Genomic DNA, 14926 nt, shown 5'->3' with positions numbered 1-14926 from the left:
TCGGGCCCGGCGCGACCGACCATGACGCGTCCGCTGGACGCGCCCAGGTCGACTGCGGCGAAGGTGCCGGTCACCGTAGGAACGCCGCAGCGACACCGGCGTCGACGGGAACATGCAGGCCGGTGGTGTGGGTGAGATCGCCACCTGTCAGGGCGAACACGGCGTTGGCGATGTGCTCGGGCAGCACCTCCCGCTTCAGCAGGGTGCGCTGGGCGTAGAACTCGCCAAGCTTCTCCTCCGCCACCCCGTACACGGCGGCCCGGTCGGCTCCCCAGCCGCCAGCGAAGATGCCGGAGCCGCGTACCACAGCGTCCGGGTTGATGCCGTTGACGCGTACGCCATGAGGGCCGAGCTCGGCGGCGAGCAGACGCACCTGGTGTGCCTGGTCGGCCTTGGCGGCACCGTAGGCGACGTTGTTGGGACCGGCGAAGATCGAGTTCTTGCTGGAGATGTAGATGATGTCGCCGCCCAGTCCTTGGGCGATCAGCACCCGCGTGGCCTCCCGAGACACCAGGAACGAGCCCTTGGCCATGACATCATGCTGCAGATCCCAGTCGGCATCGGTCGTCTCCAGCAGCGACTTGGATAGCGACAACCCGGCATTGTTGACCACCAGGTCGACACCGCCGAAGGCGAGGACGGCTGCGCGGACCGCGGCGGCGACCCCGCCGGAGTCGGTGACGTCGAGCGCCACTGCCACAGCGGCATCACTGCCGCCAATCTCCGCGGCGACCTTGGTCGCCGCCTGGAGATCACGGTCGCTGACCACCACGCAGGCGCCCTCGGCCGCCAGGCGCAACGCGATCGCCCGGCCGATGCCCGATCCGGCCCCGGTGACCAACGCGATCCGGGTCGCCAGGGGCTCTGGCTTCGGCATCCGCTGGAGCTTGGCTTCCTCCAGAGCCCAGTACTCGATGCGAAACTTCTCCGACTCGGCGATCGGAGCATAGGTCGACACCGACTCGGCGCCGTGCATCACGTTGATCGCGTTGACGTAGAACTCGCCAGCCACCCGAGCGGTCTGCTTGTTCGTGCCGAAGGAGAACATGCCCACGCCTGGAACCAGCACGATCGCCGGGTCCGCTCCGCGCATCGCCGGGCTGTCGGCGGTCGCGTGCCGCTCGTAGTAGGCGCGGTAGTCCTCGCGGTAGGCGGCGTGCAGTTCCTTGATCCGGGCCACCACCTGATCGAGCGGCGCGTCCGGGGCCATGTCCACGACGAGAGGCTTGACCTTGGTGCGCAGGAAGTGGTCGGGGCAGGACGTGCCCAGGGCGGCGAGAAAGGGCATCCGCTCCCGGCCGACGAAATCGAGGACGACCTCGGAGTCGGTGTAGTGGCCGACCTGGCGACGATCCGTGCTGGCCAGGCCCCGAAGCACCGGGAAGAGCGCGGCCGCGCGTTCGCGGCGTACCGAATCTGTCAACGGCTCGTGGATCAATGCGCCGAAGGGCGCGCTGTGGCCGTGTGCGGCCAGATAGGCCGCAGCCGTTTCGATGATCTCCCGAGAGCGCGCCTCGCACTCCTGGCTGGTGTCACCCCAGGCGGTGATACCGTGACCGCCGAGAATCACGCCGATCGCCTGCGGATGTGCCCGCTGCACGGCCGCTATGTCGAGGCCGAGCTGGAAGCCGGGGCGCCGCCACGGCACCCACACCACCCGCTCGCCGAAAATCTCCTTGGTCAGCGCCGGGCCGTCGGCTGCGGTCGCGATCGCGATCCCGGCGTCCGGGTGCAGATGATCGACGTGCGCGACGTCGATCAGACCGTGCATGGCGGTGTCGATACTCGGAGCCGCGCCACCGCGACCGTGCAGGCAGTAGTCGAAGGCGGCGACCATGTCGTCCTCGCGTTCGACGCCTGGATAGACAGCCGGCAGCGCCCGTAGCCGGGCCAGGCTGAGCACCGCGAGACCGGCCTCGGTCAGCGTGCCCAGGTCTCCGCCGGACCCCTTGACCCATAGCAGGTCGACCGGCTCACCGGTCACCGGGTCGATTCCGGTGCCCTTGGCGGAGGTGTTGCCGCCGGCGTAGTTGGTGTTGCGCGTGTCGGCGCCGAGCCGGCGGGAACGGGCGATCAGATCATCAACGGTCATCTCAGGCTCCCCAGCCGGCCTGGATGCCACCGGCCCGCTCCACACGAATCCTGTCGAAGTAGCCACTACGGTGATAGGCGGCGATCGGGTCGGGATCAAGCCCCTGGCCCGCCCGGAAGTCGGCCAGCATCGGCCGCACGTCGGTGTTGAAGGCGTCCATGATCACCGCGTTGGCGGCGAGCACGTCACCCTCCTCCTGTGCCCTGCCGAGCGCCTCGCGGTCCACCAGCAGCGCCTTCGCGGTGGCCTCTTGCACGTTGAGCACCGAGCGGATGATCGCCGGGATCTTCGCCTCGATGTTGTGGCACTGGTCGAGCATGAACGCGATCCCGGCCTCAGGCGAGAGGGCGTCACCACGAACGATCTCGTACATGATCCGGAACAGTTGGAACGGGTCGGCCGCGCCGACCATCAGGTCATCGTCGGCGTAGAAGCGCGAGTTGAAGTCGAACGCGCCCAGCTTGTTCTGCCGCAGCAGGAACGCCACGATGAACTCGATGTTGGTGCCCGGCGCGTGATGTCCGGTGTCGATCACCACTTGCGCCTTCGGGCCGAGTTCCAGGCAGTGCGCGTAGGCGGTGCCCCAGTCGGGCACGTCGGTGGTGTAGAAGGCCGGTTCGAAGAGCTTGTACTCAAGCAGTATCCGTTGGTCGGTGCCGAGCCGCGCGTACACCTCCCGCAGCGCCTCGGCGAGCCGGTCCTGCCGGGCCCGGATGTCGTCCTGGCCGGGGTAGTTGGTGCCGTCGGAGAACCACAGTTTCAGGTCCCGTGAACCGGTGGCGTCCATGATGTCGACGCATTCCAGCAGATGGTCCGTCGCCTTACGGCGCACAGCCGGGTCTGGATTGGTGACGCTGCCCAGCCGGTAGTCGTCGTCCTGGAAGACGTTCGAGTTGATCGCTCCAAGGTTGATGCCCTGCTCTTTCGCATAGGTCGAGAGCGCGGCGAAGTCGTCCACCCGGTCCCACGGGATGTGCAGGGCCACCGTGGGTGCGATTCCGGTCAGCCGGTGCACTACCGCAGCGTCCGCTATCTTCTCGAACGGATCTCGGGGCACGCCCTGCTGCGGGAACACCTTGAAGCGGGTGCCGGAGTTCGCGTACGCCCAGGACGGCGTCTCGATGCGCTGGCTGCGGAGCGCGTCGGAGACCCGGCCATGAAACGTTTCATCCGTCACGAGCCCAACCTAAGGGCGAGCGAGCGCCCGGTCAACCCATACCATCGGACTGGCCGGGCGCCGGAACCAGCTATGCGCTCTGGGGCAGCAGACCGGCGTCGATGACCTCAGCGATAAGGGCGGCGCCGCGGCTGTTCTGGTGAATGTGGTCGGTCGTGAGCACGAGACCTCGCCGCCGCGAGATCGTGTCGAGGCTGCGACGCAGCACTGCGTGCTGGACGAGGACGCCGACGACCGCTGCGGGCGTCACCTCCCGGTATGAAATCGGCGGCGGGTCTGCTTGGCGCAGTTCCTCGATCTGGCGTTCGTGGAGCGGAAGGTAGGCCACCTCGTTGGTGGCGGCGACCTCGGCGATCATCCGGCTGTACGCCTCCGATGCGTGTGCCGCTGCTCCGTCGAGTTGTTGGCCGAGTACCGGTAGCGACAGCAGACCGATCGTCGCGTCGGTCTCCGCTCGCAGCCGTGCGACGACGGCTCCCAGGCACTGTTGGAACCAGCCGGCCGACGGGCGATCGGGGAGCTGTTTGCGCTTCATGGCCTGCTCGACGGGGTAGCCGGGAAGGCTCGCTCGGGCGTCGTTGGTCCCGATCAACACGGTGATCACATCGGGTGGGTTCGTGACGACAGCATCGAGGCGCTGCAAGAGGTTGTAGGCGAAGTCGCCGTTGGCACCGGAACGGGCAAGCTGCACGTCACCGGGAGGGCGGCGTCGTCCGAGTAGATCCAGGTAATCGACGCTGAACTGCGCGCGGGTGAGGCTGTCGCCGAGGCACGCGATGCGTGTCCTCACGGCGCTTCCTCCGGGCTGGGCGTGCTGACGCGTTCGGTCGGGCGGGTGCCGGTGCGAGGACGGTGGTCGGTGCCGAGGGTCGCAGTGATGGCCAGGATGGACGTCGGCCCCTCCATGTCAACCACGTGCCATACCCCGGCCGGGTTGATGGTGGCCTCGCCCGGCCCGAGCAGAACGCGGTCGGGCAGCCCGTCCACGTCACGGGTGACCGTCACGGACCCGCTGAGGCAAACGACCAGTTCGTCGCCTGCTGGGTGGCTCTCCCAATGGTCGCCGAGCCCGTCGCCGTCGAATATCATCACCATCCGGCCCTCGGCGCCGTCTGCCGCGACCGCGGCGCTGTATGCCTGGAGTACCTCCGGGTCCCAGGTGAAGCCCTCGACGGGTTTCGCTCTCGATCCCAGTCCGAGGTGCACGGGGGTGGTCCGCAGGTCCATGGCATTGCGTTCGTGGATGACGAGTCTCATGCCGACGATCGTCCACGCCAGCGATCGGGCGGTCTTGAAGAAAAGGGAAGAGAAGCCGACGCGACGGGCAGACGGTTGGCGGCTACCCGGCTCCGAGGAGGGCTTCGCTGCGACGCCAGGCCGTCGGCGATCGGCCCGTGAACTCCCGCCAGTTCCGCACGAGATGGGCCTGGTCGGCATAGCCAGAGACGGTTGCCACATCGCCCCACGGGAGCGGGTCCTGCGCCGACGCCAGTTCGTGCGCGTGCTCGAAGCGCAAGACTCGGGCGAAGGTCTTCGGCGACAGGCCTACCTCACCGCGAAACCGCTCGGTGAGGTACCGGCGGCTCCAGCCGAGTTCTGCGGCGACCGCACCAACCTGGACGCAACCCCGCGCGGCGACGAGGCGGCGCCATGCCTCGGCTACCTCGGGACGCACCCAGCGCACATGATCGCCGCCGGCGCCACGGCCGACAACTCGGAGGAGCAATTCGTCCAGCGCGGTGAACCGCGCCGCCCATGTGGTCGCCGATCGGAGCCGGTCGACCAGCTCGACGGCAAGCGCTCCGAGAAGCTCGTCAAGTGGGACCAGTCGGTGGGCGAGCTCAGCGGCGGGCATGCCGTAGATGGCCCGGGCCCCGAGCGGTGTCAGCGATACCTGAACACCTTGCTGGCGTCCGTCGTGGTGAATCGCGACGGACCGGCACATCAGACCGCCGGCCAGCTGCCGAAGCGGGTGACCGGCGACCCGTCATCAACGCCCGCCGCCACCTCCAAAGGATCTGACAGGCTGATCACCGCAGTGAGCGCGCGGCTCGGCGGGCCGCAGTGCACCCCCGTCGGGAGCCCGCGGAGGTCGAAGCCGACATACGAGTCGACGTACTCCCGCAAAGCGGGCACCGGACGTGCACCGATCCCGGTGACCGTGTGGTCCTCCATTTTCGTCAGTGTACGAGCCGCGCATTCGGCGATCACACCCTGAGCCAGCTCACGGCCGACGGCTTCCGGCTCCGCAAGCGCACCAGTCCGGGCCACAGCTGATGAGGAGCCTGACGACAATCAGAGCGACAGGTGTTCGACGCGCGATGACCGATCGGCGGCCCGGAAGTGACACCGGCCAGAGGCCTGCCACGCCCGGGCTTTGACCCGATCGGAGGGACGTTGGCAGGTAGCCGGTGGGTAGGGTTGGCCCGGGCCAGGCACCGAGCCGGCGGCCGGTGCGGCGCCGTCGACCGAACAGGTGGGGTGGACGTTGAGGGCACTCGTGGTGCGGGGCGGCTGGGAAGGACACCAGCCGTTAGCTTGCACGGACCTGTTCATCGGGAATCTGCGCACGCACGGCTTCACGGTCGACGTCGCGGAGACCCTTGACGTGTACGGCGACCCTGCCGCACTCGCCCCCATCGACCTCATCGTGCAGTGCTGGACCGGCGGCCGGCTGACCCAACACCAGGAGCAGGGTCTGGTCGGGAGGGTCCGAGATGGCGCGGGCTTCGCCGGCTGGCACGGTGGCGTCGTCGCCACCGCCTACGAGGCGCGTTGGTACCAGTACATGGTCGGCGGCCGTTTTCTGTGCCACCCCGGAGACTTCGTCGACCACGACATCACGATCGTGGGCGATCACGCGATCGTGGACGGCGTCACCGATTTCACGGTCCACACCGAGCAGTACTACTGCCATGTCGACCCTGCTATCGAGGTGCTCGCCACCACGACCTTCACCGGCGATCACGGTGTCCCGGAGGCCGCGGGCACCGTGATGCCGGTGGTGTGGCTTCGGCGCTTCGGCCGTGGTCGGGTGTTCGTGTCGACGCTCGGCCATGGCCCCGACGACCTCCTGATACCCCAGGTGAGAACCATCACCGAACGCGGGTTGCGCTGGGCGGCCGGCCGGGATGTGCCCCATCCAGGCGGCGCAGCTGCTCGGCGGGAGGGTCTGAGGTAGCCGCCCGCTACCCGATCGCGCCCGATGCCTGCGGCGTCCGGCGTACGGTATCGATAGTCAGGATCCGGCGACGGTCGGCACGTCGAGAACAAGGTGAGTCTTCGCTGTTGCGGCCTCAACCATGGCCGATGTCGGTGTGTTGAGGCGCAGAGGCATGGGCTGCTCAAGCAGGCTCTGTCATGACTGCTGCTCCCCGCTCGGGCGGCCCAGACCCCGGCGGGCACCGGCTCGCGGTGCCGCACGGGCCTCAGCCCGGTCCTCCTCCAGCCATCGAGGTGTACGGGTGCTCGGGCACCCGCGACGGCGGTGTCAGGACTGGCTGCGTGTCCATTGCTGGTTGGTACCGGCTCCGCAGGTGTACTGCGTGATGTCGGTGCCGTCGGCGGTGCCGCCGCTCACCACGTCCAGGCATTTGCCGCTGTGCCGGGCGCGCAGCTGGTAGTAGCTGCCGGTGGCGACCCACTGCCACTGCTGGTTGGTGCCCCCGCCACAGCTGTACTGGATGACGTTGGCGTTGTTGGCGGTGGAGGCGTCGGCGACGTCGAGGCATCTGCCGCTGTGCTGGTTGACGATCCGGAAGTAGCCGCTACCGGCGTCGCGGAACTCCCACTTCTGGTTCGCACCGCCGTTCCAGGACCACTGCTTGATTTCGGCGTTGTCGGTGACGGCCATGTCCAGCACGTCCACCACCTTGCCGCTGTTGCGGTTGGTGATGCGGTAGTAGGGCGGTGCCTGTCCGGTGACGGTGCCCGTGGCCGCGTCGATGGTGATGGTGGGATACCAGTTCAGGCTCATGGTCGTGGCGGAGGGAAAGGCGATCGGCAGCCACACGTACTGGGAGTCGTTGACCGGCCCGCCCCAGGCGCCGGCCCAGCGGTCGCCCAGGTAGAGATAGCTCGTCGTCGACGTGCCCTGGATGGGGAGCACGAACGCCGATTGAGAGCGGAAGGTGGTCGAGTCGCCGACGTTGGTCATGGCGGTCCACGGGCCGGAGATGCTGGATGCCGTGGCGTACTTGGCCTGGTTCGGACTCCAGCCTGTCAGGCCCGAGGTGAGCAGGAAGTAGGTGCTGCCGCGCTTGAACAGGGCCGGTGCCTCGCGGCTGGCGTCGTTCCAGAAGTTGCCGACCAGCGTGGCCACGTTCAGGTGATCGGCGGTGAGGCGGTAGATGTGCAGGTCACGGTTCTCGTCGGCGGCCGAGAGCATGTAGGCGGTGCCGCCGTCGTTGTAGAGCGTGATGTCCCGGGACATGTGGCCCAGCGGCCGGAAGCTGCCATGGTATGTGTAGGCGCCATCCACGGTGGCCGACGACGCGACGGCGGCCCTGGCCTCGCCGTAGTCGGTGCCGTTCTCCTTGTGCATCCACATCACGTACCGGCCGGTACTGGCGTTGTAGATCACCTTTGGCCGCTCGATGTTGGCCACCTGCAACTCCGCCGCCGACGACTGGGTCAGCACGTTGTTGCGGAACTCCCAGTCGCGCAGGTTGGTGGAGCGGTAGACGGATACGGCCCGGAACGTGTTGTTGGCGTTGCGGTTCTCACCGAACCAGTAGTAGTAGCTGCCAACCTTGAGTACACCACCGCCGTGCGCGTGCAGCCCGTTGCCGTTGTTGTCGGTGAACTGCGTGCCGTTCGGGATCGTGACCGGCGCCGCCTGCGCCGGAGCGGCGGCCACGGTGATGACTGCCATGACCGCCGAGCCGGCCAGGGAGAGCGCTGCCACCAGTGACAGGAGCCGTCTGTTGCGTCTCACTACGTTCGTCCTTCCGTGGGCGGACGGCGACCGCCGTCGGCGTCGGAGCGACACGCTCAGGCCTGGTGCCACCCACCGCCGACCGGTGACGGTTCACACCGGGTTGACACCTTGGTAACCGACCGCGAACCAGGACGCCACAATCCGAACCAACTAATCCACGAACGTACATGTGCGAACGTCGTCGGCGACCGCTCCCCGCTGGCTAGTGCCGTTGTGTGGGAGACAGCGAGGAACCGCGGACGACGAGGTCGGGGGCGAGCAGTACCCGGTGCGGTGGCCGGCGTTCACCGTTCAGGAGGCGGGAGACCATGAGTTCGACGGCAAGGCGGCCGACGTGGCTCTTCGGCGGCCGGACGGCCGTGATCGCTGGATCGGCCAGGTGGGCGATCTCGTCGTCGTAGGAGACGATCGCCAGGTCACCGGGGACGGCGATGCCCATCTCGGCGCAGAACTGGGCGACCGCGATGGCGTGCGGATCGCTGTGCACGATCAACGCCGTGATCCTGGAAAGTTGGCATTCCCGCAGGATGCGGACAATGACGTCCCGCTGGCCGGGCGTCGTGACGGTCTCCTGCATGGCGAGGGCGCCGGACGTGCTCGGGTCGACGGCGGCTGTCCGCCAGGCGTGCCGCAGGTGGACTGATGTGGGGCTGCCCTGCGCCACGACGAGCCCGATTCGTCGGTGCCCCTGCTGCCGGAGGTGGTGGAGGGCGATCTCGAGGCCGAGCGAGTGGTCGCTGCGTACCCACTCGATGCGCCGGGTGGTCGGCGTCCACCGGCGCGGCTGGCGCTCGACGAGAACGGTCGGGACCGGCAGGTGGCCGATCCATTCGAGGATCTCGTCGGCGTCGTCGCCGTCCAGGCTCGGCGCCAGCAACAGCCCTTGGACTTGTTGCGCCTCCACGAGACGGCCCATCTGGCGACGGTCCTCCTCGGGGTCGTAGCTGGAGCCACGCAGTTGAATGCTGACGCCGAGCGCGGCCGCGGCGGCACGCGCGCCGGCCACGACGGGCGGCCAGTAGAAGTCGAGCGACGGCACGACCATGCCGATGGTGAAGCGGAGCGGAGCCTGCCGGGGCTGGCTGAGGGTGTTGCCGTGGGATGGCAGCGTGGCACCGCCGTGGACCTTCGACACCAGGCCCCGTTCGGCGAGTGCGGCGATGTCGCGCCGGATGGTGAGCTCACTGACGCCGAACTCGCGGGCGAGGTCGCGCACCCGTACCGCGCCCTGCCCGCGCAGTTCGGCGAGCAGGCGCTCCTGCCGCTGGGCGCTGAACAGCCGATCCGATTCCACGCTGCGCACACTCCTATCGGGCGAGCCAGCCTCCGTCCACCGCGAGGACGGCCCCGTGCACGTACCGGGCGGCGTCGGAGGCGAGGAAGACCGCCGCGCCCATGAGATCCTCGGGGGCGCCCCAGCGGCCGGCCGGGATGCGGTCGCGGATGGCACGTTCCCGGTCGGGGTCGGCGCGCAGGGCCGCGGTGTTGTCGGTCGCGATGTAGCCGGGCGCGATCGCGTTCACGTTCACGCCGTCCGCGGCCCATTCGTTGGCCAGCGCCCGGGTGAGCCCGACGACGGCGTGTTTGGCCGCGGTGTAGGACGGCACCCGGATACCGCCCTGGTACGACAGCATCGACGCGATGTTGATGATCTTTCCGTGCCCCTGGTCGAGCATGATCCGGCCAGCCGCCTGACACAGGTGGAACACCGCGTCGAGGTCGACGCGCAGCACGGCCGCCCAGTCCTCCGGTAGGTGGGTTACGGCAGCGGCGCGGCGGATGATGCCGGCGTTGTTCACCAGGATGTCGAGGCGGCCCAGCCCCGCCGCGACCGCCTCGACGGCGTCGGCTAGCTCGGCTGCTCCGGCGGTGGCCAGGTCGCCGGGCACGACCAGGGCCCGCCGACCGAGTTTCTCCACCATGGCGATCGTTTCGGCGGGGTCGGTGCGGCCCAGCAGAGCGATGTCGGCCCCGGCCTGGGCCAGCGCGGTGGCGAGGGCCTGACCGATGCCGCGGTTCGCGCCGGTGACGAGGGCGACCCGCCCGTCGAGGCGGAAGGCGTCCAGGACCATCGTCACAGGCCCAGGCTGCGCAGGGTCGGGACGGTCTGGCCGACCCAGGCCAGGTCGGCGTCCTCGCGGGCGCCCTGGGTACGCTGGGTGCCGGCCAGGAACCACAGGAAGTACGTGGTGTAGCCGGGTGCGCTGACAACGGTGTGATAGCCCTCCGGCATCATCTGCATCACGTGGTCCCGGATGGTGACGTTCTCCTCGTACCCGTCGTCGGTGTAGACCCGGCTGATGCCGAATCCGTTCGGCGGGTTGACCCGGTAGTAGTACATCTCCTCGTGCGCCGCCTCGGCGGGCAGGTCGTCGACCCGGTGCCTGTGCGGCGGGTAGGTGCTCCAGTTTCCGGAGGGCGTGTAGGTCTCGCCGACGATGAGCCGGCGGGCGGGCAGGTCCGGTTGGCTGATCTCGGTGAGGATCTGGTGGTAGGTCCGACCGAAGTTGGCCGCTCCCCAGCGCCCGCTCGTGACCTGTTCCGGTGCGATGACGTACGGATCGGTCGCCAGGTCGCTGGGGGCGCTGGGCAGGGCGATCTCCACGTCGGTGACCGCCTCCACGACGAGGGTGGCGCTGGCCGGGACGTACACCGAATGCGGCTTGCCGGAGAAGACGTCGGCACGCTGGCCGACGTGCGCGAAGTGGTGGTCGGCGACGGTGAAATCCGCGGTGCCGCCGAGGACGACCGCGAGGATCTCCCGGTCGCCGGACCCGCCGGTCCAGGATTGACCGGCCGACAGCTTCAGCAGGGTGAAGTCCAGCAGGCGGCAGGGGTTGACGGGCAGTGTGTTGTGGCCGTCGGCGGCCGGGATGGTGCAGTGGTATCGGTGGTTCATGGTCACCTCTCCGAGATCCGTGCGGTTGGGGCGGGTCACCAGGGACTGGTCCAGCCGGGGACGGTGGCGCGGGTGAGGGCTTCCAGGTAGAAGTAGTCACCCCAGAGGTTGCCCTCGTCGACGCCGACGCCCTTGGGCTTGTCGTAGACGCCGTGCAGGAGGAGCGCGTTCGAGACCGGACGGCCGTCGCTGGCGTAGTTGTCCACCAGGGAGCGCAGGATCCGGCCGGCCCCCGCCCGGTAGCGCTCCGCCCGTGTCGGGTCGGTGATGCTGCCGGCGAGTTCGGCCAGGCCGCAGGCGGCGATGGCGGCGGCGGAGCTGTCGCGTTCCTGGCCGCTGCCGTCGCCGAACTCCAGGTCCCAGTAGGCGACGTGGTCGGCCGGCAGCCGGGCGAGGAAGTGGTCCGCGCAGGTCGACGCGGAGGCCAGCAGCGTGGGGTCACCGGTGTACCGGTGGTTCAGGGTGAAGCCGTAGATGCCCCAGGCCTGCCCGCGGGCCCAACAGGTGTGGTCGGCGTGGCCTTGTTCGGTCTCGCCGCGCAGTGGTGCGCCGGTGTCCGGATCCCAGTAGAAGGTGTGGAAGGTGGTGCCGTCCGGGCGCAGGATGTGCTCGCGCAGTTGGGCGGTGTGCCGGCGGGCGGCGGCGGCGTAGCGGCCGTCGCCGGTGGTCTGGCTGGCCCAGTAGAGCAGCGGAGTGTTCATCAGGCTGTCGATGATGGTGCGGCCGCGTTGGCGGGGGTCGGCCAGGTCGCCCCAGGCCTGAATGATGCCGGCCGGTTCGAGGAAGCGGGTCATCAGGTGGTCGGCGGCGGCCAGGGCAGCCGACCGGGCGCGCCGGTCGCCGGTGCGCCGGGCCGGCGTGACGCAGGCGAGGGTGTAGAGGAAGCCGAGGTCGTGGGTGTCCAGGTCGATGCCGCCGTGCACCCGTTCGGCGAAGCTGTCGACATGTGCCAGGGCCGCTCGCAGGTGGTGTTCGTCGCCGGTCAGGTCGTGGGCGAGCCACAACATCCCGGGCCAGAAGCTGGTGGTCCAGCCGACGTTGGCGCCCTCGGGCTGGCCGGCGGTCGGTGGTCGTAGCGGGTAGCGGTTGGCGACGGTGGTGTCCGCCGGGTACCGCGTGCCGAAGGTGTCGATGTTCGCCTCGACGGTACGTATCGCGGCGGTCACCGCGGCCGCCATCGCTTCGGCGTCTGGGCTGGGACGGACGTCGGTCGCCGTCATGGATGCTGTTCTCCCTCGTGTGTCCGGACCGGTGCCGGGCAGGTGTGTCGTCGGCGTTCCGGCTCGATCGCCGGGAGGGCGGAGGTGATCAGGTGCTCCGGGCCGCGGCCGTCGGTGGGTCGAGCGCGGCACGCAGGCTGTACCGGCTGTTGGACCACACGACGTACCACAGCGGCGCGGCCGCGACGCCGAGCGCGATCGCGGGACGGGCCGCGAAGAGCTGCGCCAGCAAAGCCAGGACCAGCAGTGACGCGGCGGTGAGGTACCACCGGCGCACCGCCAGGTAGGCGCAGGCGCGGGCCACGTCGCGCAGCCGCGCGGTGGGCCGCTCGGCGATGGTCACCAGGCCGAGCAGCGCGGTGGCGGCGGTCAGTACGGCGAGTACGGCCAGGATCGGCAGCGTGAGCGCACCGGCCCGGTGACCCCACAGCGCGTACGCGTCGACGCCGAGGACGACCAGGATGGCGGTGGCCGCGGCGGCCCAGAGGATGGCCCGGCGGGCGGTGGCCCGCCAGGCTCGGCCGAACGTGCGGAGCAACCCGCCGGCCCCGCCGGACGAGTAGCCGGACATGACCGCGAAGACACCGCACAGGCCCGGGGCGCACAGTGGGGCGGCCAGCGCGTACAGCGGCCAGGCCCGGGCGGCGTCGGTGGTGAGCGCGAGGGCCACCAGCGGCAGGCCGCCGAGCACCAGCAGCATGTTGCTGACCAGCGCGGTGTAGACGCCGTCGAAGACGGCGGCGATGGTGTCGTGGCGCGGACGCGGGATCATCGGTCAGCCCTTCAGTCCGGTGGTGGCGATGCCTTCGATGAAGTACCGCTGCCCGACCAGGAAGATGACCGCCACCGGCAGCACGGACAGCACCGAGCCGGTCATGATGAGCGCGTACTCGGCGTTGTACTGCGAGATGAACGTGTTCAGTCCCAGCTGGATGGTGCGCAGGTCGGGGCTGCGCAGGTAGATCAGCGGGCCGAGGTAGTCGTTCCAGGTGGTGACGAACGTGAGGAGCGTCAGACTGGCCAGGGCGGGGCGGGACAGCGGCAGCATTATCCGCCGGTAGATGCCGAACTCGCTGAGCCCGTCGACCCGCGCCGACTCGCTGAGCTCCTCCGGGATGGTCTCGTAGAACTGCTTCATCAGGAACACGCCGAACGCGCCGAACGCCTGCAGCGCGACGATCGACCAGAGGGTGTTCGACAACTGCAGCTTCGACATCAGGATGAACTGCGGGATCATGTACGACTGCCACGGCACCGCGATCGTCCCCACGTACGCCAGGAACAGCAGGTTGCGGCCGGGGAAGCGGATCCGGGCGAAGCCGTACGCGGCGAAGCTGCCGGTGAACACCTGTAGGAAGGTGACGGTGACCGAGAGCAGGAGGGTGTTCTTCAGCCACGTCGTCATGTCGGAGCGCTGCCAGATGTCGACATAGTTGCGCCACACCACCTGGTCGGGCAGCCACTTGATCGGGATGGTGAAGACGTCGTTGTTGACCTTCAACGACGACATCACCATCCAGTAGAACGGCAGCAGCAGCGCCGCCGCCGCGAGCACGAGGGCGGTGTATCCGGCCAGTCGCCAGGCCCGGGGCTGCACCCGCCGGCCGCCCGGCCGGGTGCCGCCGGGCACGGTGATGGCCGGAGCCGGCGCGGAGAGGTCGGTGACCGCCATCAGCTCTCCCTCCGCTTGTTGATCATGAATTGGATGATCGTGCAGCCGAAGCAGATGGCGAACAGCACGATGGAGACCGCCGAGGCGTAGCCGAACTGGTTCTCCACGAAGCCCTTCTGGTAGATGTAGTGCGACAGCACCAGGGTGGACTGGCCGGGGCCGCCCTCCGTCATCACCAGGATGAGGTCGAAGACCTTGAAGCTCTCGATGGTCAGCATCACGGTCACGAAGAACGTGGTGTGCCGCAGCCCCGGGATGGTGACGTGCACGAACCGCTGCCACGAGTTGGCGCCGTCGATCTGGGCCGCCTCGTACAGCTGGGCCGGGATGGTCTGCAGGCCGGCCAGGAAGAGCAGCATGTAGTAGCCCATGTACCGCCAGGTGCCGACAATGATCACCGCCGGCATCGACCAGTCCCCCGACGTCGTCCAGCCCGGCGGGTCGCCGACTCCGACCGCGCGCAGGAGAGCGTTGATCGGCCCGTACTCAGGGCTGAACAACTGGTTCCAGACGACCGCGATCGCGACGATCGACGTGATGTACGGGAAGAACGCGACCGTGCGGAAGAACCGCACGCCACGGAGCTTGCGGTTGAGCAGCAGCGCGAGGCCCAGCGCGGCCGCCAGGGTCAGTGGGATGTGGAAGACCGTGTAGTAGACGGTGTTGCGTAGCGCGGTCCAGAAGCTCGCGTCGGCCCACATCCGGCGGAAGTTCGCGGTGCCCGTCCACTCGGCCACGCCGAAGACGTTCCAGTTGGTGAAGGCGACGTAGAACAGCACGGCGACCGGCACCAGGGTGAGCGCGGCGAAGCCGATGAAGTTGGGCAGGATGAACGACCATCCGGCCACCGTGTTGCGCCGTACCAGCCTGCTCCTGGGCCGCATTCGCAGCGTTGTTGCCATAGGGACTCTCCGGGGCGTCCGGCCT

16 protein-coding genes are annotated in these 14926 nt (G+C 68.9%); 2 read left to right on the top strand and 14 right to left on the bottom strand.

The features are described from left to right. Positions 1 to 70: 70 nt before the first annotated feature. The 6 genes from EV374_RS18120 to EV374_RS32960 form a co-directional block, all read right to left on the bottom strand. On the bottom strand, positions 71 to 2092 hold the full coding sequence (locus tag EV374_RS18120) for a bifunctional aldolase/short-chain dehydrogenase (protein ID WP_132236855.1): 2022 nt from the start codon (positions 2090 to 2092) through the stop codon (positions 71 to 73). A 1-nt stretch (position 2093) separates the two neighbouring features. After that, the gene (rhaI, locus tag EV374_RS18115) at positions 2094 to 3269 is read right to left on the bottom strand and encodes an L-rhamnose isomerase (protein WP_132236853.1); all 1176 of its coding nucleotides are present in this window, start codon (positions 3267 to 3269) and stop codon (positions 2094 to 2096) included. Between the two features lie 70 nt (positions 3270 to 3339). Further along, positions 3340 to 4059 carry a GDSL-type esterase/lipase family protein gene (locus EV374_RS18110; RefSeq protein ID WP_132236851.1) on the bottom strand — a complete coding sequence of 240 codons (720 nt, stop codon included), beginning with the start codon at positions 4057 to 4059 and terminating at the stop codon, positions 3340 to 3342. Then, positions 4056 to 4526, bottom strand: coding sequence for a cupin domain-containing protein (locus EV374_RS18105; RefSeq protein WP_132236849.1), 471 nt, complete (start codon positions 4524 to 4526; stop codon positions 4056 to 4058). The genes EV374_RS18110 and EV374_RS18105 overlap by 4 nt, the downstream gene beginning before the upstream one ends. A gap of 82 nt (positions 4527 to 4608) precedes the next feature. Further along, positions 4609 to 5124: a helix-turn-helix domain-containing protein gene (locus tag EV374_RS32965; RefSeq protein WP_207914318.1), complete on the bottom strand. Its 516-nt coding sequence runs from the start codon at positions 5122 to 5124 to the stop codon at positions 4609 to 4611. Positions 5125 to 5213: 89 nt separating this feature from the next. Continuing rightward, positions 5214 to 5444, bottom strand: coding sequence for a hypothetical protein (locus tag EV374_RS32960; RefSeq protein ID WP_207914316.1), 231 nt, complete (start codon positions 5442 to 5444; stop codon positions 5214 to 5216). Between EV374_RS32960 and EV374_RS33505 the strand changes: the two genes are divergently transcribed. Both EV374_RS33505 and EV374_RS18095 read left to right on the top strand, forming a co-directional pair. Continuing rightward, positions 5433 to 5546 carry an exo-rhamnogalacturonan lyase family protein gene (locus EV374_RS33505; protein WP_486485820.1) on the top strand — a complete coding sequence of 38 codons (114 nt, stop codon included), beginning with the start codon at positions 5433 to 5435 and terminating at the stop codon, positions 5544 to 5546. The two genes, EV374_RS32960 and EV374_RS33505, sit on opposite strands and share 12 nt — an antisense overlap. A 211-nt stretch (positions 5547 to 5757) precedes the next feature. Beyond that, the gene (locus EV374_RS18095) at positions 5758 to 6450 is read left to right on the top strand and encodes a ThuA domain-containing protein (RefSeq protein WP_132236847.1); all 693 of its coding nucleotides are present in this window, start codon (positions 5758 to 5760) and stop codon (positions 6448 to 6450) included. A gap of 309 nt (positions 6451 to 6759) precedes the next feature. Here the strand turns inward: EV374_RS18095 and EV374_RS18090 are convergent, their stop codons facing one another. The 8 genes from EV374_RS18090 to EV374_RS18055 all read right to left on the bottom strand — a co-directional run bounded on the left by EV374_RS18090 (position 6760) and on the right by EV374_RS18055 (position 14901). Next, positions 6760 to 8205 (bottom strand): RICIN domain-containing protein, encoded by a 1446-nt coding sequence (locus EV374_RS18090; RefSeq protein ID WP_132236845.1) that lies wholly within the window; start codon positions 8203 to 8205, stop codon positions 6760 to 6762. A 205-nt stretch (positions 8206 to 8410) separates the two neighbouring features. Next, complete coding sequence (locus EV374_RS18085; RefSeq protein ID WP_132236843.1) at positions 8411 to 9502, bottom strand: substrate-binding domain-containing protein; 1092 nt, start codon at positions 9500 to 9502, stop codon at positions 8411 to 8413. Between the two features lie 13 nt (positions 9503 to 9515). Next, on the bottom strand, positions 9516 to 10280 hold the full coding sequence (kduD, locus tag EV374_RS18080; protein ID WP_132236919.1) for a 2-dehydro-3-deoxy-D-gluconate 5-dehydrogenase KduD: 765 nt from the start codon (positions 10278 to 10280) through the stop codon (positions 9516 to 9518). Between the two features lie 2 nt (positions 10281 to 10282). Next, positions 10283 to 11107 carry a 5-deoxy-glucuronate isomerase gene (iolB, locus tag EV374_RS18075; RefSeq protein WP_132236841.1) on the bottom strand — a complete coding sequence of 275 codons (825 nt, stop codon included), beginning with the start codon at positions 11105 to 11107 and terminating at the stop codon, positions 10283 to 10285. Positions 11108 to 11142: 35 nt separating this feature from the next. Continuing rightward, the gene (locus EV374_RS18070; RefSeq protein WP_132236839.1) at positions 11143 to 12327 is read right to left on the bottom strand and encodes a glycoside hydrolase family 88 protein; all 1185 of its coding nucleotides are present in this window, start codon (positions 12325 to 12327) and stop codon (positions 11143 to 11145) included. Between the two features lie 88 nt (positions 12328 to 12415). Then, on the bottom strand, positions 12416 to 13099 hold the full coding sequence (locus EV374_RS18065; protein ID WP_132236837.1) for a ferredoxin-NADPH reductase: 684 nt from the start codon (positions 13097 to 13099) through the stop codon (positions 12416 to 12418). A 3-nt stretch (positions 13100 to 13102) separates the two neighbouring features. Then, on the bottom strand, positions 13103 to 13999 hold the full coding sequence (locus EV374_RS18060; protein WP_132236835.1) for a carbohydrate ABC transporter permease: 897 nt from the start codon (positions 13997 to 13999) through the stop codon (positions 13103 to 13105). Further along, the gene (locus tag EV374_RS18055; RefSeq protein ID WP_132236833.1) at positions 13999 to 14901 is read right to left on the bottom strand and encodes a carbohydrate ABC transporter permease; all 903 of its coding nucleotides are present in this window, start codon (positions 14899 to 14901) and stop codon (positions 13999 to 14001) included. Before EV374_RS18055 ends, EV374_RS18060 begins: the two co-directional genes overlap by 1 nt. Between the last annotated feature and the right edge of the window lie 25 nt (positions 14902 to 14926).

Source organism: Micromonospora sp. CNZ303 (assembly GCF_004345505.1).
This window is presented reverse-complemented; position numbering and strand designations above follow the sequence as displayed.